The organism is Oceanimonas smirnovii ATCC BAA-899 (assembly GCF_000381965.1).
GTDB lineage: Bacteria > Pseudomonadota > Gammaproteobacteria > Enterobacterales > Aeromonadaceae > Oceanimonas > Oceanimonas smirnovii.
Genome location: NZ_KB908464.1, coordinates 1 through 22,346 on the forward strand (window position 1 = coordinate 1; position 22,346 = coordinate 22,346).

General features: G+C 54.9%; 16 protein-coding genes and 4 tRNA genes. 8 read left to right on the plus strand and 12 right to left on the minus strand.

Annotated elements, in window-relative coordinates; all coding sequences use genetic code 11:
* The first annotated feature begins 294 nt into the window (after positions 1 to 294).
* The 4 genes from G364_RS0111650 (at position 295) to fabA (ending at position 4,101) form a co-directional block, all read left to right on the plus strand.
* A complete protein-coding gene (locus tag G364_RS0111650; RefSeq protein WP_019935326.1) occupies positions 295 to 597 on the plus strand; it encodes an MTH1187 family thiamine-binding protein in 303 nt (100 codons plus the stop codon).
* Positions 598 to 761: 164 nt separating this feature from the next.
* The gene (locus tag G364_RS0111655) at positions 762 to 1,499 is read left to right on the plus strand and encodes a PhnD/SsuA/transferrin family substrate-binding protein (protein ID WP_156816502.1); all 738 of its coding nucleotides are present in this window, start codon (positions 762 to 764) and stop codon (positions 1,497 to 1,499) included.
* Between the two features lie 21 nt (positions 1,500 to 1,520).
* A complete protein-coding gene (locus tag G364_RS0111660) occupies positions 1,521 to 3,476 on the plus strand; it encodes an AAA family ATPase (RefSeq protein WP_019935328.1) in 1,956 nt (651 codons plus the stop codon).
* A 94-nt stretch (positions 3,477 to 3,570) separates the two neighbouring features.
* The gene (gene fabA, locus G364_RS0111665) at positions 3,571 to 4,101 is read left to right on the plus strand and encodes a 3-hydroxyacyl-[acyl-carrier-protein] dehydratase FabA (protein ID WP_211212448.1); all 531 of its coding nucleotides are present in this window, start codon (positions 3,571 to 3,573) and stop codon (positions 4,099 to 4,101) included.
* Positions 4,102 to 4,168: 67 nt separating this feature from the next.
* Here fabA and rmf read toward each other — a convergent pair whose 3' ends face one another.
* The 4 genes from rmf to rlmKL form a co-directional block, all read right to left on the minus strand.
* Entirely contained in the window at positions 4,169 to 4,345 is a 177-nt protein-coding gene (rmf, locus tag G364_RS17060; RefSeq protein ID WP_014292547.1) for a ribosome modulation factor, read from the minus strand.
* Positions 4,346 to 4,579: 234 nt separating this feature from the next.
* Positions 4,580 to 6,481 carry an ATP-binding cassette ATPase Uup gene (gene uup / locus G364_RS0111670; RefSeq protein WP_019935330.1) on the minus strand — a complete coding sequence of 634 codons (1,902 nt, stop codon included), beginning with the start codon at positions 6,479 to 6,481 and terminating at the stop codon, positions 4,580 to 4,582.
* A complete protein-coding gene (locus G364_RS0111675; protein ID WP_019935331.1) occupies positions 6,478 to 6,711 on the minus strand; it encodes a glutaredoxin family protein in 234 nt (77 codons plus the stop codon). The genes uup and G364_RS0111675 overlap by 4 nt, the downstream gene beginning before the upstream one ends.
* Positions 6,708 to 8,810: a bifunctional 23S rRNA (guanine(2069)-N(7))-methyltransferase RlmK/23S rRNA (guanine(2445)-N(2))-methyltransferase RlmL gene (gene rlmKL / locus G364_RS0111680; protein ID WP_019935332.1), complete on the minus strand. Its 2,103-nt coding sequence runs from the start codon at positions 8,808 to 8,810 to the stop codon at positions 6,708 to 6,710. The genes G364_RS0111675 and rlmKL overlap by 4 nt, the downstream gene beginning before the upstream one ends.
* A 216-nt stretch (positions 8,811 to 9,026) precedes the next feature.
* Here rlmKL and G364_RS0111690 point away from each other — a divergent pair.
* The 4 genes from G364_RS0111690 to G364_RS0111705 all read left to right on the plus strand — a co-directional run bounded on the left by G364_RS0111690 (position 9,027) and on the right by G364_RS0111705 (position 9,436).
* Positions 9,027 to 9,103: transfer RNA gene (locus G364_RS0111690), tRNA-Met, on the plus strand.
* A gap of 33 nt (positions 9,104 to 9,136) precedes the next feature.
* Positions 9,137 to 9,213: transfer RNA gene (locus G364_RS0111695), tRNA-Met, on the plus strand.
* A 40-nt stretch (positions 9,214 to 9,253) separates the two neighbouring features.
* Positions 9,254 to 9,330 (plus strand) — tRNA-Met (locus G364_RS0111700).
* Between the two features lie 29 nt (positions 9,331 to 9,359).
* A tRNA-Met gene (locus tag G364_RS0111705) sits at positions 9,360 to 9,436 on the plus strand.
* A 64-nt stretch (positions 9,437 to 9,500) separates the two neighbouring features.
* On the opposite strand, the gene G364_RS0111710 is transcribed toward G364_RS0111705, so the two are convergent.
* The 8 genes from G364_RS0111710 to G364_RS0111745 form a co-directional block, all read right to left on the minus strand.
* A complete protein-coding gene (locus G364_RS0111710; protein ID WP_019935333.1) occupies positions 9,501 to 10,031 on the minus strand; it encodes a cell division protein ZapC in 531 nt (176 codons plus the stop codon).
* Positions 10,032 to 10,120: 89 nt separating this feature from the next.
* Positions 10,121 to 11,128, minus strand: a complete 1,008-nt coding sequence (gene pyrD, locus G364_RS0111715) for a quinone-dependent dihydroorotate dehydrogenase (RefSeq protein WP_026344873.1) — start codon at positions 11,126 to 11,128, stop codon at positions 10,121 to 10,123.
* A gap of 59 nt (positions 11,129 to 11,187) precedes the next feature.
* Positions 11,188 to 16,020: an NAD-glutamate dehydrogenase gene (locus G364_RS0111720; protein WP_019935335.1), complete on the minus strand. Its 4,833-nt coding sequence runs from the start codon at positions 16,018 to 16,020 to the stop codon at positions 11,188 to 11,190.
* A 297-nt stretch (positions 16,021 to 16,317) separates the two neighbouring features.
* Positions 16,318 to 16,536: a DUF2835 family protein gene (locus G364_RS0111725; protein ID WP_019935336.1), complete on the minus strand. Its 219-nt coding sequence runs from the start codon at positions 16,534 to 16,536 to the stop codon at positions 16,318 to 16,320.
* Positions 16,536 to 19,142 (minus strand): aminopeptidase N, encoded by a 2,607-nt coding sequence (gene pepN / locus G364_RS0111730; protein ID WP_019935337.1) that lies wholly within the window; start codon positions 19,140 to 19,142, stop codon positions 16,536 to 16,538. The genes G364_RS0111725 and pepN overlap by 1 nt, the downstream gene beginning before the upstream one ends.
* 83 nt (positions 19,143 to 19,225) lie before the next feature.
* A complete protein-coding gene (gene prc, locus G364_RS0111735; RefSeq protein ID WP_019935338.1) occupies positions 19,226 to 21,232 on the minus strand; it encodes a carboxy terminal-processing peptidase in 2,007 nt (668 codons plus the stop codon).
* Positions 21,233 to 21,242: 10 nt separating this feature from the next.
* Positions 21,243 to 21,788: an RNA chaperone ProQ gene (proQ, locus tag G364_RS0111740; RefSeq protein WP_019935339.1), complete on the minus strand. Its 546-nt coding sequence runs from the start codon at positions 21,786 to 21,788 to the stop codon at positions 21,243 to 21,245.
* Positions 21,789 to 21,879: 91 nt separating this feature from the next.
* Positions 21,880 to 22,341 (minus strand): GAF domain-containing protein, encoded by a 462-nt coding sequence (locus G364_RS0111745; RefSeq protein ID WP_019935340.1) that lies wholly within the window; start codon positions 22,339 to 22,341, stop codon positions 21,880 to 21,882.
* Between the last annotated feature and the right edge of the window lie 5 nt (positions 22,342 to 22,346).

Here is a 22,346-nt window from a genome sequence, read left to right on the forward strand (position 1 = left end):
TTGTGACCGTCATCACGCTTTTAAAACAAAGTTTTGCTGTTTCTTCGACTGTCAGCCCACATTCAAACCAACGAAAGATGTAATTTTTGTTATGTTTCGCATACTTCAACTTAAAAGCCTCGTTTTCTAGTGTTTTCAGGCGTTTAAGTCAATCTCTCAATTTAACAATCCCTTGCATTATGCGAAGTGTTATATCCGACACAATCTGGCCATATTGATACCGGCATCTGGTCCTTGTGACTGGTGCCGCTTCAGGCTCGAATAAGACTTCAGGCATTTACTCAAGGAGCAGTTATGTACGTACTGATGGATATCATGGTGTCACCCGGCGGTGTTGGCTTGTCGGTGTCGCCTTATGTGGCCCGCTGCCAGCAGATTTTTGAAGACGCCGGCCTCACTTACACCATGCACGGATTCGGCACCAATGTTGAAGGTGAATGGCAGCATGTAATGGCCGCCGTTCAGCGCTGTCATGAAGAACTGCATGCAGCCGGTGCCGTGCGCATTACCAGCCATATGAAGTTAAGCACCCGCAACGACCGGGATCAGACCATGGCCGACAAGGTAACCAGCGTGCAACAAAAGCTGAGCGACTGAACATCACTTTCAGCATGATATGCTGTGTAGTCTCAATATTTCCCGAGGCTGCATTCAGGCTTTCAGTGATTTATGCCGGCTAATACCATTTAGCCGGCATAAATATTTACTTGCCGGCACCGGCTGCATACACTGCAGCCTCACTGAATAGCCCGGAGATGTTTGTGCGCCTGATAGCCAGCTTACCCTGGTACGACTTGCCTGCGGCCAAGGCCGGTCTGGATGCCTTCTGGCTGCAGCTGCGCCATGAGCTTGCCTCGCACTGTGAGCAGGATTTGCCACTCAGGCTGGAACGCCAGCTACCACTACATGAACTTTGGGCCAGCCCCGGTTTGCTGATTAGCCAATGCTGCGGCCCGGATTTATTCACACCGGCGGCCCGTCACCTGGTGCCGGTGGCCAGGCCGGTGTTTGCTCATCTTAACTGTGAACCCGGCGAGTATTACAGCCATATTGTCAGCACCAAATCCCGGTTGCCTGCACGGCCGCGGCTGGTGATCAATGCCGCCAGTTCACGCTCTGGTTGTGGTGCTCTGTATCAATGGCTGCGTGCTCACCATATAGAGCCCGGCACGGTTGAGATCAGCGGTGGCCATGCTCAAAGTCTCGAATATCTGCGCTCTGGCCGTGCCGATGTGGCCGCCATTGATGCCCATAGCTGGACACTGCTCGATACTTGGCACCTGCATATTCTTGATAGCAGCGCGCCGGCCTTATCGCCGCCTTATGTAATGCACACAGGCTCGCCGGTCAGCCCGCAGATGTTGCAGGCGGCACTGAGCAACACTATCAGACATTGTGGTGAAGTTATCGGCATCAGTGCACTTTGTGCCGCAGAACGTCAGGATTATCAACGCTCAGGCTGTAACAAAAGCACGGCTGCAGTATACTGGCAGCCATAAACCAATAGAACGAGTGAACCAGTGCAACCACTGAGCCCGGCCGAGCTGGCCCCTGCATTTTCGTTACCCGAACTGACCACCCTGAAAGACGCGGATCCCCTTCCCTTTAGCGCGCTGCAGCAAAGGGCCGACTCGGCATTTGCCACCCTGTCGGGGCTGAACGCCGTCAATCCCATTTTGCTGATGAACGGCTTTTCCGGCCTGGATGTGGAAGAGCTGGTACAGGATCTGGTGAAACGTCATGCCAATCATGCCGACTTGTTTGATCTTTGCTATGCGGAAAACCTGCATCATCCGCAAAAGCCCATCTGGCTGCGGCTGAAAGCCGGCACCGGCATTGAATTTTGCGAACTGGTTGGCCAGCTGCTGGAGCTCAGCTCCCGCCATCTGGAAGCTGAGCATATTGTTGAGCGCATTCTGAAAAAACAGGGACAGGACGAAAAAGTCGCCGACTATCTCTCAGCTCTGGCACAGCATGTGGCTGCCGGCGGTGGCTTCAGCCATCCGGTGCTGATTAACCTGATGGTGCATCGCCACGACGAACGCATTCCCATTGTGCATGCCCGTCAGTTTACTCCCGAGCAGTTGTTTGGGGCTGTTCATTTTCAGACCGAGCAAGGCTCGGTATTCAGCCATCATCATCTGCTTGAGCCCGGCCTGATACATCAGGCTAACGGCGGCTATCTCATCGTGCCCATTGAAGAGCTGCTGATGCAGCCTTACCTGTGGTTCCGGCTGAAAAATGCCCTGGCCACACGGCAAATAGAATGGAGCCGGCCTCAGGAGATGGCTGCTTTTTACTTTCAGCCCGAGCCACCACCGCTGGATGTGCATCTGGTACTGGTGGGCGATCGCCTGGCGGTGGCCGAGCTGCATATGCTGGACAGAGAGCTGGATACCCTCGCCTTTTTGCGCGCCGATATTATTCCGGAATGGGATGCAGAAGCGGATTTGCCTTCTTATCTGGGTTATCTGGCGCATTTGCGGCAAAAGCATCAGTTGCGTGATATGGATGTGGCAGCAGTAACCCGGTTGTGCCGTTATGGCAGCCGCATTACCGAGCATCAGCAGCGGCTGTCGCTGGTAGAATCGCACCTGGTGGCCATGATGCAGCTGGCAGACGTGATTGCTGCCCGGGAAAACAGCGAACTTATCAACGAGCGTCATTTGATGCTGGCTCAGCAGGAGCAGGATCAGCGCCTTAACTTTCTGGTGGAGCAGTCTGATCTGGGCGTGCGCGACGGTCAGTTCCTGCTGCAGACTCATGGCCGTGAGATTGGCCAGATCAATGGCCTGTCGGTGATTCAGATTGCCGGTCATCCTTATGATTTTGGCGAGCCGGTACGGCTCACCGCCACTGTGCATCTGGGCGACGGTGATGTGGCCGACATTGAGCGCAAGGCCGATCTGGCCGGCCATATTCACGCCAAGGCCATGATGATTATTCATGGCTACCTGGCCAATCTGTTTGGTGCCGAGCACCCTTCGCCGCTGTCGGCCAATCTGGTGTTTGAACAGTCTTATCATGAAATTGACGGCGACAGTGCCGCCCTCGCCGGCCTGTGCGCCCTGCTCTCTGCTCTGGCCCGAGAGCCCATTTATCAGCACTTTGCCATTACCGGTGCGGTGGATCAGTTTGGTAATGTGCTGCCCGTGGGCGGCGTAAACGAAAAAATTGAAGGCTTTTACCGGCTATGCCGGCTGCAGGGACTGACCGGCGAGCAGGGCGTGTTAATTCCTGCCAGTAACCGGCTGCAGCTGAATTTGTCTGATGACGTCACTCAGGCCGTGACCGAGGGGCGTTTTCATATTTATCCGGTGGCCCGGGTAGAGGACGCCATTGCCCTGCTGATGGGCTGCGAAGCTGGCAAAGTCGATGATCCGCACACCTTGTTCGGGCGTATTCGCGAACGTCTTGATGAGTTAAACGGTCATACGGTAGAAAGCAGTTTCTGGCAAAGATTACTGCGCCGATAACAAATCGGACTTGTCGGGCGCACAGCTGTTCGCTAAAGTGACGCCAATTTTACACCCGGGCCATGAGTGCCCGATGAAAAAACGGAAGAGTGAAATGCCTTCACAAAAAGAACTGGGTAAACACAGCTTTACCAGAGAAGAACTGCTGGCCTGCAGCCAGGGTGAATTGTTCGGCCCCGGCAACAGTCAGCTGCCCGCCCCCAACATGCTGATGATGGATCGTATTCTGCACATCAGCGATGAAGGCGGTGAGCACGGCAAGGGCGAAATTATCGCCGAGCTGGATATCACCCCGGATCTGTGGTTCTTTGACTGCCACTTTCCCGGCGACCCCGTGATGCCGGGCTGCCTGGGTCTGGATGCCATGTGGCAGCTGGTGGGTTTTTTCCTGGGCTGGAAAGGCGGCCCCGGCAAGGGTCGTGCACTGGGCGTGGGTGAAGTGAAATTCACCGGTCAAATTCTGCCTACCGCTAAAAAGGTAACCTACAAAATTACCCTGAAGCGGGTGATCTGGCGCAAGCTGATCATGGGCATTGCCGATGGCGTGGTAGAAGTGGATGGTCGCCCCATCTATGAAGCCAAAGATCTGAAAGTGGGCCTGTTTACCGACACCTCTGCTTTCTGATCACCCTTTGCAAACGATAAGGCCCCGCAGTTGCGGGGCCTTTTTTGTTGATGAAGAAAATGTATGTTTACTTGATGAAGAGGCCGGAACCTTTGTCTTCCATGGCATCTCGCCACCCCCCCAGCCAATGGCCTTTGGCATCAAAATCATTGTAGGGGCACTGCTCTTTGGAACGTCCACTGACTCCAGCTTGGTAACCGCGGGTACGCGCTCTTTCCAAACGGTCACGTTTTTGTCTCTTCATAGGTATTACCCTCGTTTAATCAACAAAAAGTGTGCGGCGTTATCAAGCAGCCGCACTTAAAGTGATAGTTGAGTTTGTGGTTTTTAACAAGGGGTAATTTTTGAGCTTAGCCCAGTCCTGAGTTTTAGCGACTGATATTTATGACGTTTTTGTGAAAGGCAAAAGTGAAAAAGTGTGAGACAGATCACGGGTGGGAAATGCCGGCACCAGGGCCGGCATAAGGTCGTGTCCGGGTTAACCGGCGGCCAGCTCCTCAAGCTCTTCCCAGCGGGAAAACGCAGTGTCGAGTTCGTTTTCCACTGCGGCCAGTTGCTGCAGTTTGTCCTGAGTCACGGCTTCGGGCTGAGTAAAAAAGTCCGGCCCGTTAATTTCTGCCTGCAGGGCTTCAATCTGCTGCTCCAGCTGTTCAAGCCTGGCCGGCAGGCCGTTCAGCTCCTGCTGCTGTTTATAAGACAGCTTTTTGCCGGAAGACGGCTTGGGCTTTTGCGCCTTGACCGGTGCGGCTTTGTCTTCTTTTACCGCTGCCGGCGTGGACTGACGCACCCGCTGGGCCTGCATGTCCTGATATCCCCCCACATATTCATCAATGCGGCCATTGCCTTCAAAGGTCCAGCAATGAGTGGCGGTATTATCGATAAAGTCCCGGTCGTGACTGACCAGTAACAGGGTGCCCTGATAATCGGCGAGCAGCTCTTCCAGCAATTCCAGGGTTTCCACATCCAGATCGTTGGTGGGCTCATCGAGCACCAGCAGGTTGCTGGGTTTGAGGAACAGCCGTGCCAGTAGCAGACGGTTCTTCTCACCGCCCGACAGCGCTTTTACCGGAGTGCGGGCCCGTTTGGGCTCAAACAGAAAGTCCTGCAGATAGCCCAGCACATGGCGGCTTCGGCCCCCGACTTCCACTTCCTGTTTGCCGTCGGCCAGATTGTCCATCACGGAGCGTTCGGGGTCGAGTTGCTCCCGATACTGATCAAAGTAGGCCACATCCAGCTTGGTGCCGCATTTGAGGCTACCCTGCTGCGGCTCTATTTTGCCCAGCAGCAGCTTGATCAGGGTACTCTTGCCGCAGCCGTTAGGGCCCACCAGGGCAATTTTGTCGCCCCGCTGTACCATGGCAGAAAAGTTGCGAATAAGGGGCTTGCCTTCATATTCAAAGCCCAGGTTCTCGGCTTCAAACACAATTTTGCCCGAGCGGCGTACATCGTCCAGAGTAACCGACACCTTGCCCACACTTTCCCGGCGCTGGCTGCGCTCATTACGCAGGGCTTTCAGCGCCCTCACCCGGCCTTCATTACGGGTACGGCGGGCCTTGATGCCCTGACGGATCCAGGCTTCTTCCTGAGCCAGCCGCTTGTCGAACAGGGCGTTTTGCTCGGCTTCCACTCGCAGGGCTTCTTCTTTGTTAACCAGATAATCATCATAATTGCCTGGCCAGCTGGACAGCTTGCCCCGGTCAAGGTCGAGAATACGAGTGGCCATCTTGCGAATAAAGGCACGATCGTGGCTGATAAACACAATAGCACCCCGAAAGTCCATCAGGAAGGTTTCCAGCCAGGCAATGGCATCAATGTCCAGATGGTTGGTGGGCTCGTCCAGCAGCAGAATATCAGGGTCATTGGCCAGCGCCCGGGCCAGCGCCACCTTGCGCAGCCAGCCGCCGGACAGATCCTTCAGCCGGGTATCACCGTTCAGGCCCAGCAAGGTCAGGCTCTGGTTAATACGGGTATCAAACTGCCAGCCATTGGCATGCTCCACCTGCTCCTGCAGGCGCATCAGCTCATTCATGGCTTTTTCCGAGCTGTCGTGACTGACTTTTTCCAGCTGATGATGATAGCGGGCCAGCAGTTCGCCCAGCTCTGCCAGACCGGCAGACACATAATCAAATACGGTCTGATCGTCATCGGTCTTGGGCGGATCCTGCTCCAGCCGGGCAATCACCACGTCCTGCTGCACCTGACGGCGGCCGTCGTCCAGCTGAATATCACCGGCAATCACCTTCATCAGGGTGGATTTGCCGGCCCCGTTGCGGCCCACTATACAGAGCCGCTCACCAGCCTGAATATTCAGTTCAATGCCATCCAGCAAGGGCGCATCACCGTAGGCCAGCAGCGCATTTTGTAACGTTAACAGACTCATGAATGTTCCTGATTGAATGCAAGGAGTTCGTCGGCGGTAAAGGGCCAGTCCAGCTCGGCCCCATCGGTGCTGCGCACTACCGGAATGCGAATGCGATAAGCTTCAAGCCACTGTTCATCGTCAATAATGTCTTTTATTTCGGCCTGTGCCGCTAGCCCGGTCTGCTCCAGCAAGGCCCGGGCCTGTTCACACAAATGGCAGCCGTCGGTAGAAAACAGCGTCAGTGTCATTGGTCACTCCAGCGAATTTCCCAGCAGTTATGAATGTTGGGGTTGCGGGCAAAATCCTTGGGCAGAGTAGCGCGGGTAATGTCTTTGGCGGTCAGACCCATGGCAGCCAGACCATCGGTGTCCATTTTAAAATTGCGCTTGTTGTTGGAGAAAATCAGCAGGCCGCCCTTGCGCAGGTGTTTGCTCAGCAGGTGCAGCAGCTCCAGATGATCCCGCTGCACATCAAAGCTGTCTTCCATTCGCTTGGAGTTGGAAAAAGTGGGCGGATCGCAGAAGATCAGATCATAAACACCATCGGTATTGGCCAGCCAGCTCAGACAGTCAGCCTGCACATATTGGTGCCGGCGGCCGTTCATGCCATTCAGCTGCATATTGCGCTCGGCCCAGCCCAGATAGGTTCTGGACATATCCACCGTCGTGGTGGAACGGGCACCGCCCAGCGCCGCATGCACGGTGGCGGTACCGGTATAGGCAAACACGTTGAGCACATCTTTACCGTTGGCCAGCTCACCCAGGCGCTTGCGAATGGGTCTGTGATCCAGAAACAGGCCGGTATCCAGATAATCGTGCAGGTTTACCAGCAGCTGAGCATTATGCTCCTGTACCTGCATCCACTGGTCGCGCTTATCAAGCTTTTCATACTGCTCTTTGCCCTTCTGCCTGGCTCGTACCTTGAGCACCACCTTGCTGCCGGGCACACCGGTCACTGTCATGGTGGCCTGCACCAGATCAAAGAAACGGGCCTGAGCCTTATGCTCGGGCACACTCTTGGGGGCCGCATATTCCTGGATCACCAGATGATCCTGATAACGGTCAATGGCGGCATTGTATTCCGGCAGATCCGCATCATAAAGGCGATAGCAGTCTATGCCCTCGCCTTTTGCCCACTTGTCCAGCGCCTTGATGTTCTTGGCCAGCCGGTTGGCAAAGTCTTCCGCCAGCGGCCGGGCCGGTCTGGCATCAATGGCCACGGCATAGTTGCGCAGTTCACAGGCCAGGGCACCGTTAAACAGCTTGTAGGTTTTTTCCGGACGCAGCCGCAGGCAGCTGAGCAGCTCCGGCGAGCTGGAAATCAGACTGACCTGCCAGCCCTTGAACTGATCCCGCAAAATATCGCCCAGGCGCTGATGCAGGCCCAGCAGCGACGGAAACTCGCTCAGGCGTTCACCATAAGGCGGGTTGGAAATCAGCCAGCCGGGCTGCTCACTCGGGTTCTTCAGTTCACTCATGGCTCCCTGAGTGAAGTGGATCAGCCGCTCCACCCCAGCCGCCTCTGCGTTTTCCCGGGCAAAACCCAGCACTCGCTGATCCTGATCAAAGCCGTAAATAACGGCGTCTGTCTTGTTCAGGCCACGAGTCGCCCGCACCGTGGCTTCGGCGTGCAGGCTTTGCCACAGCTCCCGGTCGTGTCCGGACCAGGCCATAAAGCCAAAACGCGGACGCAGCAGACCCGGAGCCTGATCAGCCGCCATCAGCGCGGCTTCAATCAACAGAGTGCCGGAGCCGCACATGGGGTCGACCAGCGGACTTTTGGCGTCCCAGCCGCTGCGCAGCAAAATGGCGGCGGCCAGGTTTTCCTTCAGCGGTGCTTCACCGGCCTGCTGACGGTAACCGCGCTGATGCAGCGCCGGACCGGACAGGTCCAGGGTAATACTGACCCGTTCGCGTTTTAAGTGAGCCAGAATACGAATATCGGGAAACCGCTTGTCCACGCTGGGACGTTCGCCCCGGCGCTTGCTCAGGCGGTCGACAATGGCATCTTTTATTTTCAGGGCACCATATTGGGTGTTGGTAATGGCCCGGTTGCTGCCGGAAAAATCTACCGCAAAGGTCTGGCCTTCCTTTATATGGGTTTCCCAGTCGATGTTGCTGGCACCTAAATAGAGGTCCATGTCATCACGCATGGGAAATTCCGCCAGCTGCAACATAATGCGTGACGCCAGTCGTGACCATAAGCAGGCCCGGTACGCCACGTCCAGTTCACCTTTAAAGGCCACCCCGGCCACGGTTTCCTGTACCTGGCTGGCGCCCAGGGCTTGAAGTTCGTCAGAGAGTAAAGATTCCAGGCCCTTGGGGCAGGTAGCAAAAAACGGCAGCATAATCACGCATGGTCAGAAATAGGAAGACCCGCATTATACATGAGTGAGACAGTGATATCTGCGGATTAATGGAGGCCGGCCGGCACGAAGCGAATGAAAAGCCACCAAAGCGGGTGGCGAATGAACAGGTCGCTGCTTTGTTGAGCGAACAAAATAAAGTTTTAAACAAGGGCTTGCCTTTGGTGAGCCGGATCACTACTATGCACAGCCTGAGGACGCGGGATGGAGCAGTCTGGTAGCTCGTCGGGCTCATAACCCGAAGGTCGTCGGTTCAAATCCGGCTCCCGCAACCAGTTCTCAGAGTGTAAGTTGAAGTGTTTACCGGCCGCGGGATGGAGCAGCCTGGTAGCTCGTCGGGCTCATAACCCGAAGGTCGTCGGTTCAAATCCGGCTCCCGCAACCAACCGGTGCGCATCAACAAACACAGCATATTCAGTTATCGGCGCGGGATGGAGCAGTCTGGTAGCTCGTCGGGCTCATAACCCGAAGGTCGTCGGTTCAAATCCGGCTCCCGCAACCAACTGAATAAGCAAAACGTATCACACCGGCCGCGGGATGGAGCAGTCTGGTAGCTCGTCGGGCTCATAACCCGAAGGTCGTCGGTTCAAATCCGGCTCCCGCAACCAATCCGGTAATACAACTCCCCTCTTGTTGAAAATCCCCTTGTAAGTAATAAATAGCAGGCCGGCTTCAGCCGACCCGACGCATTTCTGCTTTGTTTTCTTCCAGACTGAACAGCCTGTCATTCATTACCTTGATGGCACCAAACACCGGCAAGGTTTTGGTCTCGTTCAATGCAACATCTGCCGACAGCGAAATACACAAAGATGTTGATGGTGACGTCTCCACTACCATCATGGTCAGGTGTCGCTCACCGCAATCCAGACCGATTAACTCACCCAGCTGGGGCTGATGGTAATCGGCTTGTGGCTCAAAAAACCAGCTCTGGGGCATCAGTGGCTTGTAGAAGCGGGCTACCGCCACGCCGTTCAGCGCCGCTTGCATCCGCCGCGACGGCGTTGCCACACAGCTGAGTTTGTCGAGAAAGGTATAATAGAGCCCGGTCTCTTCCACCGAAAAGCTCTGGCGCAGATCGTCAGCGCAAATCAGTCGTTTCTGCTGATAGGGAGTGGCAAACAGCATCTCCTCTCCCAGATCCAGCATCAGGTGCCGGTCTGCGCCGACAAACCAGCACCAATTATCGTTTGGTTGTAGCAGCATTCACACACCTTGTGAAAAATTACAAGTTCCCCCGATACTGTTAATATATAAGAAAATTTGGGACCGGGGGCAAATAATTATTCAGTTTATCAGAGATAACGCGCCAGATTTTGAACCAGCGCAGGCCCTTGATAAATAAATCCGGAATAAACCTGCACCAGACTGGCACCGGCATTCATTTTTTCCCGGGCGGCGGTCAGTGAGTCTATGCCCCCTACCCCGATAATGGGCAGCTTGCCGTCAAGGCGGCGTGACAGCTCGGCAATCACCTGCGTGCTTTTGCTTTGCACCGGCCGGCCGCTTAAACCACCGGCTTCCTGAGCATGGGGAAGCTCAAACACCAGTTCTCTGTCAAGAGTCGTGTTGGTGGCAATCACGCCGTCAATATTAAAGCGCACCAGGCTGTCAGCAATCTGCTCAATTTCACCCTCATCGAGATCCGGTGCAATTTTTACCACCAGCGGTACCTGCTTGTGGTATTTCTCAGCCAGCTCAGCCTGCTTTTGTTTTAATGAGCCCAGCAGATCGTCCAGGGCATCGCCATATTGCAGCGAACGCAGATCCGGCGTGTTGGGGGAAGAAATATTCACGGTAATGTAGCTGGCATGCTCATAAGATTTTTCCATGCAGATCAGGTAATCATCTTTACCATGCTCTATGGGAGTATCTTTGTTCTTGCCGATATTAATGCCAAGCATGCCGTTATAACGGGCATTTTTTACATTTTCGATAAGATAATCAATGCCGTTATTATTAAAACCCATGCGATTGATAATGCCCTCGGCAGGCTTGACCCGGAACAGCCGCGGCTTGGGGTTGCCGTCCTGCGGGCGCGGGGTCACTGTGCCCACCTCCACAAAACCAAAGCCCATGGCGGCAAAGGCATCGATGCATTCGCCGTTCTTATCCAGACCGGCAGCCAGCCCCACCGGATTGCTGAAGGTCAGGCCCATTACTTCAACAGGGTTGTTAATATGAGGGCGACGATACAGGGCTTCCAGCGGGGTGCGCTGAGTTTTGGCCAGCGCCTTGATGGTCAGTTCGTGAATATGTTCAGGATCACATTGAAAGAGAAAAGGTTTTACCAGGGAATACACGTGTTTGTTCCTTATAAAAAAGCCCCGGACCAGGCCGGGGCTTTTGTTGCGGCCGCTTATCAGACGGCGTTCACACAATTGAGATGCAGCAGGTTCAGCTCCCTTAATGCCACCGAGAACTGGGCGAATTCATGACTGCCGGAGGCTTTAAAGTCAGCCAGCAGATTTCGCCAACGGTTGAGCAGCTGCTCATGCTCATCAAGCCACTGGTCGAGCATGGTAGCGCATTCGCCGTTTTCTTTACAGGTTTTCAGTACCACAGAAGCAAGACTACGTTGCTGAAAATCCAGATCTTCCCGGAAAGATGCCCGGGCCAGTGCCTGCCAGTGGTTGCCCACCGCCTGCTGGTTGATCTGCTCCAGGAACCAGTGCAGCTCAAGCTCGGCCCCCAGATGGAAATACACCTTGGCGGCGACCTGAATGCCCTGCTGATGCTCGTTGCTGATCTGAGCCAGATCCAGCGCCGAGAACAGTGAGCTCATGTTCACGATGCGCGCCGCCAGCGACTCGGGCACACCCTGCTTGGTCAGCCCGGCTACTTCCGCTTTGTGCTCAGCCACTTCCTGCTCAACCATCACCTCATAGAGATGCTGACTCAGTGTATCAAAGGCCGGCTTGTACTGGCCGATGGTGTCTTCCAGGCTCAGATTGCGGTTGCGGTTACGCAGAAACCAGCGGGTGGCCCGGCGTACCATGCGCCGGCACTGGTAGAACATTTGCAACTGCAGCTGCGCCGGAATCTTGTTGTCCAGGGCCTCAATATCGCGCAGCAGCTGGTTCATACCAAAGACTTCCCGGGCAATCATAAAGCTGATGGCAATATCGCCGATGCCGGCACCGGTTTCATCCAGCATGCGGTTGGCAAAGTTGCAGCCCATATCGTTGACCATGATATTGGCCAGCCGGGTGGCAATAATTTCATGGCGCAGCGGGTGCTGCATCAGCGCCTCGCCAAAACGGGCCACCAGTTTTTCCGGCATGCTGGCGGGCAGCAAACGGGCAATATAGTCGTTGTTGGTGATCTCGGGAATATTGAGCATATCCTTGAGCACCATTTTGCCGTAGGCCACCAGCACCGCCAGCTCGGGCCGGGTCAGGCCACGGCTGGCGGCCATGCGCTCGGCCAGCTCTTCGTCATTGGGCAAATACTCCAGGCCCCGGTCCAGACTGCCTTCCCGCTCCAGCCAGTGCATAAAGCGCTGATGCTCTTTCAGTGCCTGAGCGCCTCTGTGTTGCGTGATGGAAATAGTCTGAGACTGACGATAAGCGTTAGTCAGTACTATGTCGGTGACCTTATCGGTCATGTCGAACAGCAGCTCGTCTCTGTGCTTTTTGGTCAGCTCGCCTTCCGCCACCAGTTTATTCAGCAGAATTTTGATATTAACTTCGTTATCGGAGCAGTCCACGCCGCCCACGTTGTCGGTAAAGTCGGTATTGATGCGTCCGCCCTTGCTGGCATATTCAATACGGCCCAGCTGAGTGCAGCCGAGGTTACCGCCCTCGCCCACAATACGGGCGCGCAAATCTTCCCCGTTTACCCGCACGGCGTCGTTGGCCCTGTCACCCACATCGGCGTCGGTTTCATTGCGAGACTTGATATAAGTGCCAATGCCGCCGTTCCAGATAAGATCCACCTGCGCCATCAGCAGATGGCGAATCACCTCATTGGGTGTCAGGCTGGCTTTTTGCGTGCCCAGCAGTTTTTTCATCTGCGGCGACAGTTTCACCGACTTGGCAGCCCGTGAAAAGATACCGCCGCCCTCAGAAATGAGCTCCTTGTTATAATCCTCCCAGCTGGTGCCCGGCGTGTTGAACAGGCGCTGGCGCTCGTCAAAGCTGGCCGCCGCATCGGGCTCGGGATCAATAAAAATATGCAGGTGGTTAAAGGCACCCACCAGCCGGGTGTGTCTGGAGCGCAGCATGCCGTTACCGAATACGTCGCCGCCCATGTCGCCAATACCCACACAGGTGAAGTCGGTATCCTGACAGTTAATGCCCAGCTCACGGAAATGGCGCTTCACCGACTCCCAGCCGCCCCTGGCGGTAATGCCCATTTTCTTGTGGTCGTAACCCACAGAGCCGCCGGAAGCAAAAGCATCTCCCAGCCAGTGGCCATATTCGGCACTGATGCCGTTGGCAATGTCCGAGAAGGTGGCTGTGCCCTTGTCAGCGGCGACCACCAGGTAATAGTCGTCTTCGTCGTGGCGCACCACGTTTTCCGGATGAGTGACTTCGCCGTTAACGATATTGTCGGTCACATCCAGCAGGCCGCGAATAAACAGCTTGTAGCAGTCTTTACCTTCCTGCAGAAAAGCGGCGCGATCCCCTTCCGGCAGTTGCTTGCAGACAAAACCGCCCTTGGCCCCCACGGGCACAATCACAGTGTTTTTCACCTGCTGGGCTTTTACCAGGCCCAGCACTTCGGTGCGGAAGTCTTCCCGGCGGTCCGACCAGCGCAGGCCGCCTCGGGCCACCTTGCCCCAGCGCAGGTGTACCCCTTCCACCCGGGGGGAATATACAAAGATTTCAAATTTCGGCAGCGGCAGCGGCATATCACTGATCGACTCCGGAGCCAGCTTGAAGGACACATATTCCTTGTCATTACCATTCGCCGCAGGCTGATAGAAGTTGGTGCGCAGGGTCGCTTCAATCATTTCCATATAACGGCGAATAATGCGGTCGTCATCCAGGTTGGCCACCTTGTCCAGCTCTTCCACCAGCTCCTGGTGCAGGGCCTGCAGTTTTTTCTCGCTGCGTTTGAATGACGGGCTGAAACGCTGCTCAAACAAAGTGAACAGCAAACAGGATAAATGCGGATAGCGATACAGGGTTTCTTCAATATAGGCCTGACTGAAGGTGACCCCGGTCTGGCGCATATAACGGGCATAGGCACGCAGCACGCTGACTTCCCGTCCGGTCAGACGGGTCGCCAGCACCAGGCGGTTAAAGCCGTCATTTTCCAGCCGGTTATTCCATACATCAGAGAAGGCATCCTGAAAGCGCTGCTGGCTGGCATCCAGATCCAGGGGGCCGCGCGGATGCAGCATGGAAAAATCCAGGATCCAGAAGGTTTCGTCACCGCAATCCACTTCATAGGGCGTTTCGCCAATCACTCTCAGCCCCAGATTTTCCAGCATGGGCAGCACATCGGACAGATGAATGGGCTCGGCCCTGTGATAGAGCTTTAGCCGCACCCGGTTGGAGTCTTTGGCCTGCTCCTGGGCACGATAGAACAACAGCCCCAGACGGTTATCATCACTCAGGGCTTCCAGTTGCTCAATATCAGCCACTGCCGTGCCCGGCATTACATCTTCGGTGTAAGCTCTGGGAAAGGCCTGCTGATACTTACTCTTGAGGCGATTGCCCTCAGCTTCGCCAAAGCTTGCCGACAGCGCCTGCTCCAGTTTGTCGTCCCAGCTGCGGGCAGCTTCTATCAGGTTGGACTGAATTTCGTTCACATTAATATCCATGGTGTTATTTTGCACGCGGATCAGATAGTGAGTGCGGGCCAGCACCCCTTCCGAGAAATAGGTAGTAAATTCCACTTCCTCTTCAGAGCCGAAGTAACGCTGAAAAATCCGCTGGGTTTTCTCCCGCAGGGCCGTGTTGTATCTGTCTTTGGTGACATACACCATGCAGGAAAAAAAGCGGCCGAACAGATCCCGGCGCACAAACAGCCGGGTCATGTCCCGCTCCTGCATGGCCAGCACCCCCATGCCAATGTCCAGCAGCTCGTCTTCATGGGCCTGAATAAGCTCGTCGCGAGGGTAGGTTTCCAGAATATTCAGCAGGGCTTTATAAGCATGGGATCCGGCTTCCAGGCCGGAGGCAGTGATGATGCGGGTCAGCTTTTCGCCAATCAACGGAATTTGCATGGCGCTGGTGTTATAAATGCTGGAGGCATACAGGCCAATAAAGCGATCTTCACCAATCACATTGCCCTTGTTATCAAACCGCTTCACGCCGATATAGTCGATATAAGCCGGTCTGTGTACGCGGGATTTATGATTGGTTTTGGTCAGCACCAGAATATTTTTGCTCAAGGCCTCTTTTTGCGCTGTGGGTGTCAGGCTGCTCAGGCGCAGGCCGTCACTGTGCTGCATATTACGCATCAGCCCCAGACTGGTATCGTGATCCGGCACCAGCTCATAATCTCCCTCAATGGCGGAAATATGATAGCGGCGATAACCCATGAGGGTGAAGTTGTGATTGGCCACCCAGCGCAGAAACGACAGGGTTTCTGTTACATCCTGCTGATCGTGCTGTTTCACCTGAGCCGGCAGGGCTTCAATCACCTCATTCAAGGTATTGACCATGGGCTGCCAGTCATCTACCGACAGCGCAACTTCTTCCACCACCGACAGCAGCTCGTCTCTTAACTGATCCCGCCTGGCTTTCTCGGGCTGGCGATCAATTTCAATCAAAAAGGCCGTTTCCGCCCTGTTTTGCTTACGCTTGTCTTTACTGGAAAGGATTTCGGTCAGACGGCCCTGCTTGTCGCGCACCAGGTGCATGGGCTGATGCAGCATCAGGTGAGCAGTAATGCCCAGCCGGCTCAGCGCCATGCGGATGGAGTCCACCTGAAAAGGTGCATCCCGCAGTACCAGCTCAACAATAGTGTGAGGTGATTGCCAGCCATGGCGGGTCAAGGTGGGGTTATATACCTGAACATGGGGTTTATCATCCGGGCGGGTTTCAAAATCGTTCCAGAGATTAATGGCGGCACCATAAAGATCACTGTCATTGCGATGGTTCAAATCATCATGGGTCATGCCACTGTAGAGCTTGCAGACAAATTGCTGTACCAGGGGAGCTATGTTCTCGGGAAACTTTTCACTAACCAGTTGTTCAACGTTTTCAAGTAATACAGAAGTGCTTGCATTAAGTGTCATGGTATTGGATTCCTCATGAGCAGGCTGACCATGGAGAAAAGAATGACCAATGAGTGTGACAACTCACCGGAATGACAATCAGTGTATGCCTGCTGAAACAGGAAAGCGAGGCATTCTCTGAGCAAGGATTTGAAAAATATCGCCACCGTCACTGATGCGCAGAATATATGCAAAGGCAAAGAGAAAATAAATGAATGAATATTCCGTGAGGTGGCATATTTAAATCATTTTTTACAATATACAAAATAAAACGGCGACACCGTCAGGGCATCGCCGTTAATTGTTATGAATAAATACTTAAATACGTTGCAAACGCTGCAGCGAATTGCGCTCACTCAGCTCCACTTCAAAGCGCCCGTGCAGTCCGCCATGGCCTACAAAAGCACGAAAGTGGTGCAGGGGCAGCTGCAACCTGAGCCCCTGCTCTGTCATGACCGTCAGCGCCGACACCCGGCCGGTATAATATCGCTGTAGTTCGGCCGCAGAAATTGCCAGCCGAAAGCGAAAACGCTGCATCAGTCCAGTGCCTTGCTGATCTTTTCATACAGATCACGAGACAGTGAGGGTAATGCCATCAGCTGCTGCAGCCGCTGCTTTATCAGGCTCTGACGGCCGTCATCGAGCCGGCGGAACTGAATAAAGGGCGTCAGCAAGCGGGAAGCTACCTGGGGGTTGCTGTCGTTCAGTGTGGTCAGTACTTCAGTAAGCAGATCATAGCCGGCACCGTCAATACGATGAAACTGCGCCGGATTACCCTGACAAAAAGCACCAATCAGCGCCCTCACCCGGTTGGGGTTGGTCAGGCTGAAGGTAGGGTGTGTCATCAGCTCACGCACTCGTGCCAGCGTATCGGCACCAGGTGCCGTGGCCTGCAGCCGGAACCAGTTGTCCAGCACCAGTCCGTCGTTGCGCCACTTTTGCTCGAACTGTGTCAGCATAGAGTGACGGCAATCCAGCTCACCACGCACCGCTGCGCGCAGGGCTCCCAGAGTGTCAGTCATGTTATCAGCGGCGGCAAACTGATCTGCCACTCTGGTCTGATCACCGGTTAACGCCAGATAACCCAGCGCGGTATTTTTCAGCGCCCGGCGAGCCATATCATCATGATCAATGCGATATTCCGGTGTCTGGTTCTCTTCATAAGCCTGCTGCCAGGCTGGCATCAGAGCCTCAGCCAGCTCTTTGGCCAGGTGCTGGCGCACTTCGCACAGCTGCTCGATATTCGCCTGTTCAAACAGCTCAAGCAGGCTGTTTACATCCGGCAAGGTCAGCATTTCTGCTTTTAGTGCTCTGTCTATGCCGCTGTCTTCCAGCGTACAGCGAAACACATCCAGCAGGCTGCGGGGCAATACCGGGGCCTGGCGGCGTTGCAGCAGTGCCATATTATGCCGCACCGTATTATTGATAAGCATCTGTACCGCATCCCAGCGTACAAACTCATCCAGACTGACCCGGGCCAGCAGGGTCAGCTGCTCATCGGTATAGGGATAATCCAGTTTTACCGGCGCCGAAAAACCCTGCAGCAGTGCCGGTACCGGACGGGATGGCACGCGCTCAAATACAAATTCCTGCTCGTTTTCCAGCACATCCAACACGGCATCGGCAGGCTGGCCGTTCAGGTACAGCGATATCGGTTCACCCTGTTCGCTGTAGAGCGCCACGCTCAGGGGAATGTGCAGCGGCAGCTTTTCGGGCTGATCTTTGGTGGGCGGCGTGTGCTGCTGCACCGTCAGGGTATAGCGCTGAGTGCCGGCATCGTAAGCATCACGCACCGTCAGCTCCGGCGTACCGGACTGACTGTACCAGCGTTTGAAACGTGTCAGATCCCGGCCACTGGCCTCGCTCATGGCCGCCACAAAGTCATCACTGGTGGCCGCCTGGCCGTCAAAACGCTGAAGATAAAGTGCCAGACCAGCCTGGAATGCCTGCTCACCCAGCAGAGTGTGCAACATACGGATCACTTCCGAGCCCTTTTCATACACCGTCAGGGTGTAGAAATTATTCATCTCGATCACCGCATCGGGGCGAATGGGATGGGCCATGGGGCCGGCGTCTTCGGCAAACTGGGGGCCACGCATAATACGCACATTACTGATGCGGTTAACCGTGCGCGAGCCCAGATCAGAAGAGAACTCCTGATCCCGGAACACCGTCAGCCCTTCTTTCAGCGACAGCTGAAACCAGTCCCGGCAGGTAACCCGGTTGCCGGTCCAGTTATGAAAATATTCATGGCCAATCACCCGCTCCACATCCAGATAATCATCATCGGTAGCGGTTTCGGCGTCTGCCAGCACGAACTTGGCGTTAAATACATTCAGGCCTTTGTTCTCCATGGCCCCCATATTGAAAAAGTCCACCGCTACTATCATGTAAATATCGAGATCATATTCCAGATTGCAGCGCTGCTCGTCCCAGCGCATGGACGCCTTGAGGCTGTCCATGGCATGTCCGGCGCGGTGAAGGTTGCCCTTGTCCACAAAAATTTCCAGCGACACTTCGCGGCCGCTGTGAGTGGTATAGCTGTCGCGCAGTACATCAAAGTCACCTGCCACCAGTGCAAACAGATAAGCAGGCTTGGGAAACGGATCCTGCCACTGCACCCAATGGCGGCCATCATCAAGCACGCCCTGCCCCACCCGGTTACCGTTGGACAGCAGGAAGGGGCAGGTGGTGGCATCGGCGGTAATGCGGGTGCTGAAGCGGGCCAGCACATCGGGCCGGTCAAGATAATAGGTAATACGGCGAAAGCCCTGCGCTTCACACTGGGTACAGAAAGCATCACCCGACTTGTACAGCCCTTCAAGGGCCGTGTTGGCCGACGGATTAATGCGGTTTCTGATGGTCAGCACAAATTCCTGGGGCACCTGAGGCAGCACCAGGGCGTTCTCTTCCTGTTCGAACTGAGTGGTTTCAATGCCGTTCACCGACACCGACAGTAACTCAAGTTGCTCGCCATTCAGCACAAGCGGCTCATTATGCTCACCATTGCGGCGCACACGGCTGATGGCCACCACCTCGGTGGCGGTGTCGTGCAGCTGAATATCCAGATCCAGGGTGTCAATCCAGTAATGAGGCGGCTGATAATCGTCGCGATATTGCACCTGAGGTTGGGTTTGGCTCATAGTGAATCTCGTTGAAAATGATGAATGGAAGTGATCAATAAAAAAACGGGGCCGCAAGCTGGCCCCGTATTAACCTGTTTTGCTCAGCCCAGCATGTCGGCCAGATCGGCGGTAATGCGCGCCGCTTCTTCCAGATAGCTGTCTTTAGGCTCAAAATCCTTGGGTGCCTCGTCCAGACTGGCTACCGGCTCCAGATTAGCACGACGCAGCCGGTCATTCAGCCGTGCCAGAGATTTGGCATCCTGCTCTTTCAGCTCGGCTTTACGTTCTGCCAGGTTGAGTGAAATGGACGTTTCGTCTTTTTTCTTCTGATATTCGCGAATATCTTCAAATACATAAGAAAATTCCGGATCCTGCTCAATTCGCGCCTGATGACGCTGGCGCAATTTAGCAAGATAAGGACTCAAATCCTGTACCTGGCTGAAATCAACGCTTTCAATCTGATCCCAGGGAAGTGCGTTTTTCTCCAGGCTTTCTCCGGTTTCATCGGCTTTTATCGGAGTGGGAAACGGAATATCCGGCCTCACACCACGGTTTTGAGTGCTGCCACCATTAATACGGTAGAACTTGGCAATGGTAAACTGAACAAAGCCCATGGGATGTTCATACAGGTCGTAAATGCGCGACAGGCTGCGGTGCTGTTGTACCGTGCCTTTGCCGAAGGTATTTTCACCCAGAATAATGGCCCGGCCATAATCTTTCATGGCGGCAGCGAAAATCTCTGAGGCCGACGCCGAATAGCGATCCACCAGCACGGCCATGGGGCCGTCGTAGCTGATACGATCGTCTTCGTCACCATTCACCGAGATGCGCCCCAAACCGTCGCGAATTTGTACCACAGGACCATTATCAATAAACAGGCCGGTCAGGGCCGAGGCTTCGGTCAGCGCGCCGCCGCCATTGGTGCGTAAATCAATGACCAGCCCTTCTATATTCTCCTGCTGCAGCTTCTCCACTTCCCGGGCCACATCAACACTCAGGTTGACGTAAAAGCTCGGAATTTCAATTACACCGATGCGATGCTCGTCTACCTCCAGTACCTTGCCACTGGCGGCCCTGTCTTCCAGGCGCACGGTATCACGTGTCAGTTCAATCACCCGGGGCGTGTTGGCCACCGCCTGACCACGCTGAATTTGCAGCCAGACTTTGGTGCCTTTTGGCCCCTTAATAAGATCCACAACTTCATCCAGCCGCCAGCCAATCACATCAGTAATTTTATCCTGCGACTGCCCCACCCCGATAATGCGGTCATCAGGCTGCAGCTCGCTGGACTTGGCCGCCGGACCACCAGGCACCAGGGAGCGAATGACAGTGTAATCGTCTTCGGCCTGCAGCACGGCACCAATACCTTCCAGCGACAGATTCATCTCAGTCTCAAAGCGCTCGGCATTGCGCGGGCTCAGATAGCTGGTATGAGGTTCAATGGCCCTGGCAAACGCATTGGCAAAGCTCTGGAAGGCATCTTCACTTTCACTTTGAGACAAACGTTTGATGGCATTGTTGTAACGCTTGGTCAGGGTGGTCTTGATTTCATCCCAGTCTTTGTCGGCCAGTGCCAGACTCAGAGCATCAAACTTCACCCGCTTGCGCCACAACTCATCCAGCTCCTGACGGCTGGCAGGCCAGTCGGCTTCGGTGCGGTCAAACTGGTAACGCTCGTTATCCTCAAACGTCATGGGCGTGTCGAGCAACGACAGTGCATAGGACAGGCGCTGATAGCGCAGTTTCAGGCTTTCGTTGTACATTTCAAAGGCAGAGTCGAGCCGCCCGGCCCGCAGCAGGTCATCAAAGCTGTTGCGAAAGCGCTCAAAGCGCTGAATATCCTGCTGGGTAAAAATGTTACGGCTGTAGTCCAGGCTTTCAATGTAACGATCAAAAATCGCCTGAGAAAACTGATCGTCCAGCCTGAACTGCTTGTAATGAGAACGGGTGAACAGCGCGGTAATCCGCTTGGCCGCTGCTGCGTGCTGACTTTCCGGTGCCAGCGCAGGAATAGCATCAGCATCGATGGCCGGTGCCACTGCCTGAGCAAGGCCAGTGGCCAGCACAGCGGCGGCCACCAGGGAATAACGAATTCCGTGACTGATCAAACCCTACTCCTCAGAGAACTATATGTTCAAATTTAACACGCACTGACATGCCGGTTTTCAGTTCAACCTGAACATCGTCCCGGGTCACTTCCTTAATGGTAGCGGGAACCGGCGACTTGCCCAGCAAAACTTTGACACTCTGCTCTACCGCGAGTTTCGCAGGATCCACTTTTTTTGCACGCGGACGGGGCTTTTTACCGGCCGGTTTTTCCTTGCGCGGGCCAAACACCTTTTCCTTGCTGTCTTTCAGCGCCTGTCTGGCGTGATCAATATGCTCCTGGGTCAGCTCACCGCAGGGGTTGCCGTCGAGGTCAACACGGCTCATGCCGGCCTTGAGGCCGTGCAGATAACGCCAGCTGGAGGTGTACTGGCGCAACGCGGTGCGCAGCAAAGTCTTGGATACCTTGGGATCATCCGTCATGCGTGCCGCCAGATCCTGAAAGATACCAATCTTGAGCGGTTTGGCTTCGCCTTCCGCTACAAAACACTGGGGAAAGCACTCGGCCAGATAAGCAATGACTTCTTTACTGTTTTTCAGTTTTTCAGAGTTTTCCATGAATTACCTTGGGGTTTGAAACCAGTGGGCGCACCGCCCGTTGAAACCGGCATATTATAAGGGCCACACCAACAAAAGCGACCCCGGCATATTACAGTATTGGCAGTACAGCCCGCACCAACGCAGACAAGCCCTGTTCATCGTGGGCATCAAAGCGATTTAAGTCAGGGCTGTCAATGTCCAGCACGCCCCAAACCTGCCCGTCAGCATCAGCCAGCGGCACCACAATTTCAGAATTGCTGGCGGCATCACAGGCAATATGACCGTCAAATGCATTGACATCGGCTACCCGCTGCACCTGATTGGTTGCGGCTGCTGTGCCACAGACCCCTTTACCAACAGGAATACGCACGCAGGCAGGCTTGCCCTGGAACGGGCCCAGCACCAGTTCATTGCCGTCATGCAGGTAAAAGCCGACCCAGTTAATGTTATCGAGGGACAGGTTCAGCAGTGCCGACAGGTTGGCCAGCTTGGCAATACGGTTGGGTTCGCCTTCGCACAAGGCCAGTGCCTGAGCGGTCAGGCTTTGATAAAATGTGTGTTTTTCGCTCATGGTGT

Coding starts and splice junctions, on each gene's coding strand:
- G364_RS0111650 (WP_019935326.1), top strand. CDS start 295: ATGTACGTACTGATGGATATCATGGTGTCACCCGGCGGTGTTGGCTTG.
- fabA (WP_211212448.1), top strand. CDS start 3,571: ATGCCTTCACAAAAAGAACTGGGTAAACACAGCTTTACCAGAGAAGAA.
- rmf (WP_014292547.1), bottom strand. CDS start 4,345: ATGAAGAGACAAAAACGTGACCGTTTGGAAAGAGCGCGTACCCGCGGT.
- uup (WP_019935330.1), bottom strand. CDS start 6,481: ATGAGTCTGTTAACGTTACAAAATGCGCTGCTGGCCTACGGTGATGCG.
- G364_RS0111675 (WP_019935331.1), bottom strand. CDS start 6,711: ATGACACTGACGCTGTTTTCTACCGACGGCTGCCATTTGTGTGAACAG.
- rlmKL (WP_019935332.1), bottom strand. CDS start 8,810: ATGCTGCCGTTTTTTGCTACCTGCCCCAAGGGCCTGGAATCTTTACTC.
- G364_RS0111710 (WP_019935333.1), bottom strand. CDS start 10,031: ATGCTGCTACAACCAAACGATAATTGGTGCTGGTTTGTCGGCGCAGAC.
- G364_RS0111720 (WP_019935335.1), bottom strand. CDS start 16,020: ATGACACTTAATGCAAGCACTTCTGTATTACTTGAAAACGTTGAACAA.
- G364_RS0111725 (WP_019935336.1), bottom strand. CDS start 16,536: ATGCAGCGTTTTCGCTTTCGGCTGGCAATTTCTGCGGCCGAACTACAG.
- pepN (WP_019935337.1), bottom strand. CDS start 19,142: ATGAGCCAAACCCAACCTCAGGTGCAATATCGCGACGATTATCAGCCG.
- proQ (WP_019935339.1), bottom strand. CDS start 21,788: ATGGAAAACTCTGAAAAACTGAAAAACAGTAAAGAAGTCATTGCTTAT.
- G364_RS0111745 (WP_019935340.1), bottom strand. CDS start 22,341: ATGAGCGAAAAACACACATTTTATCAAAGCCTGACCGCTCAGGCACTG.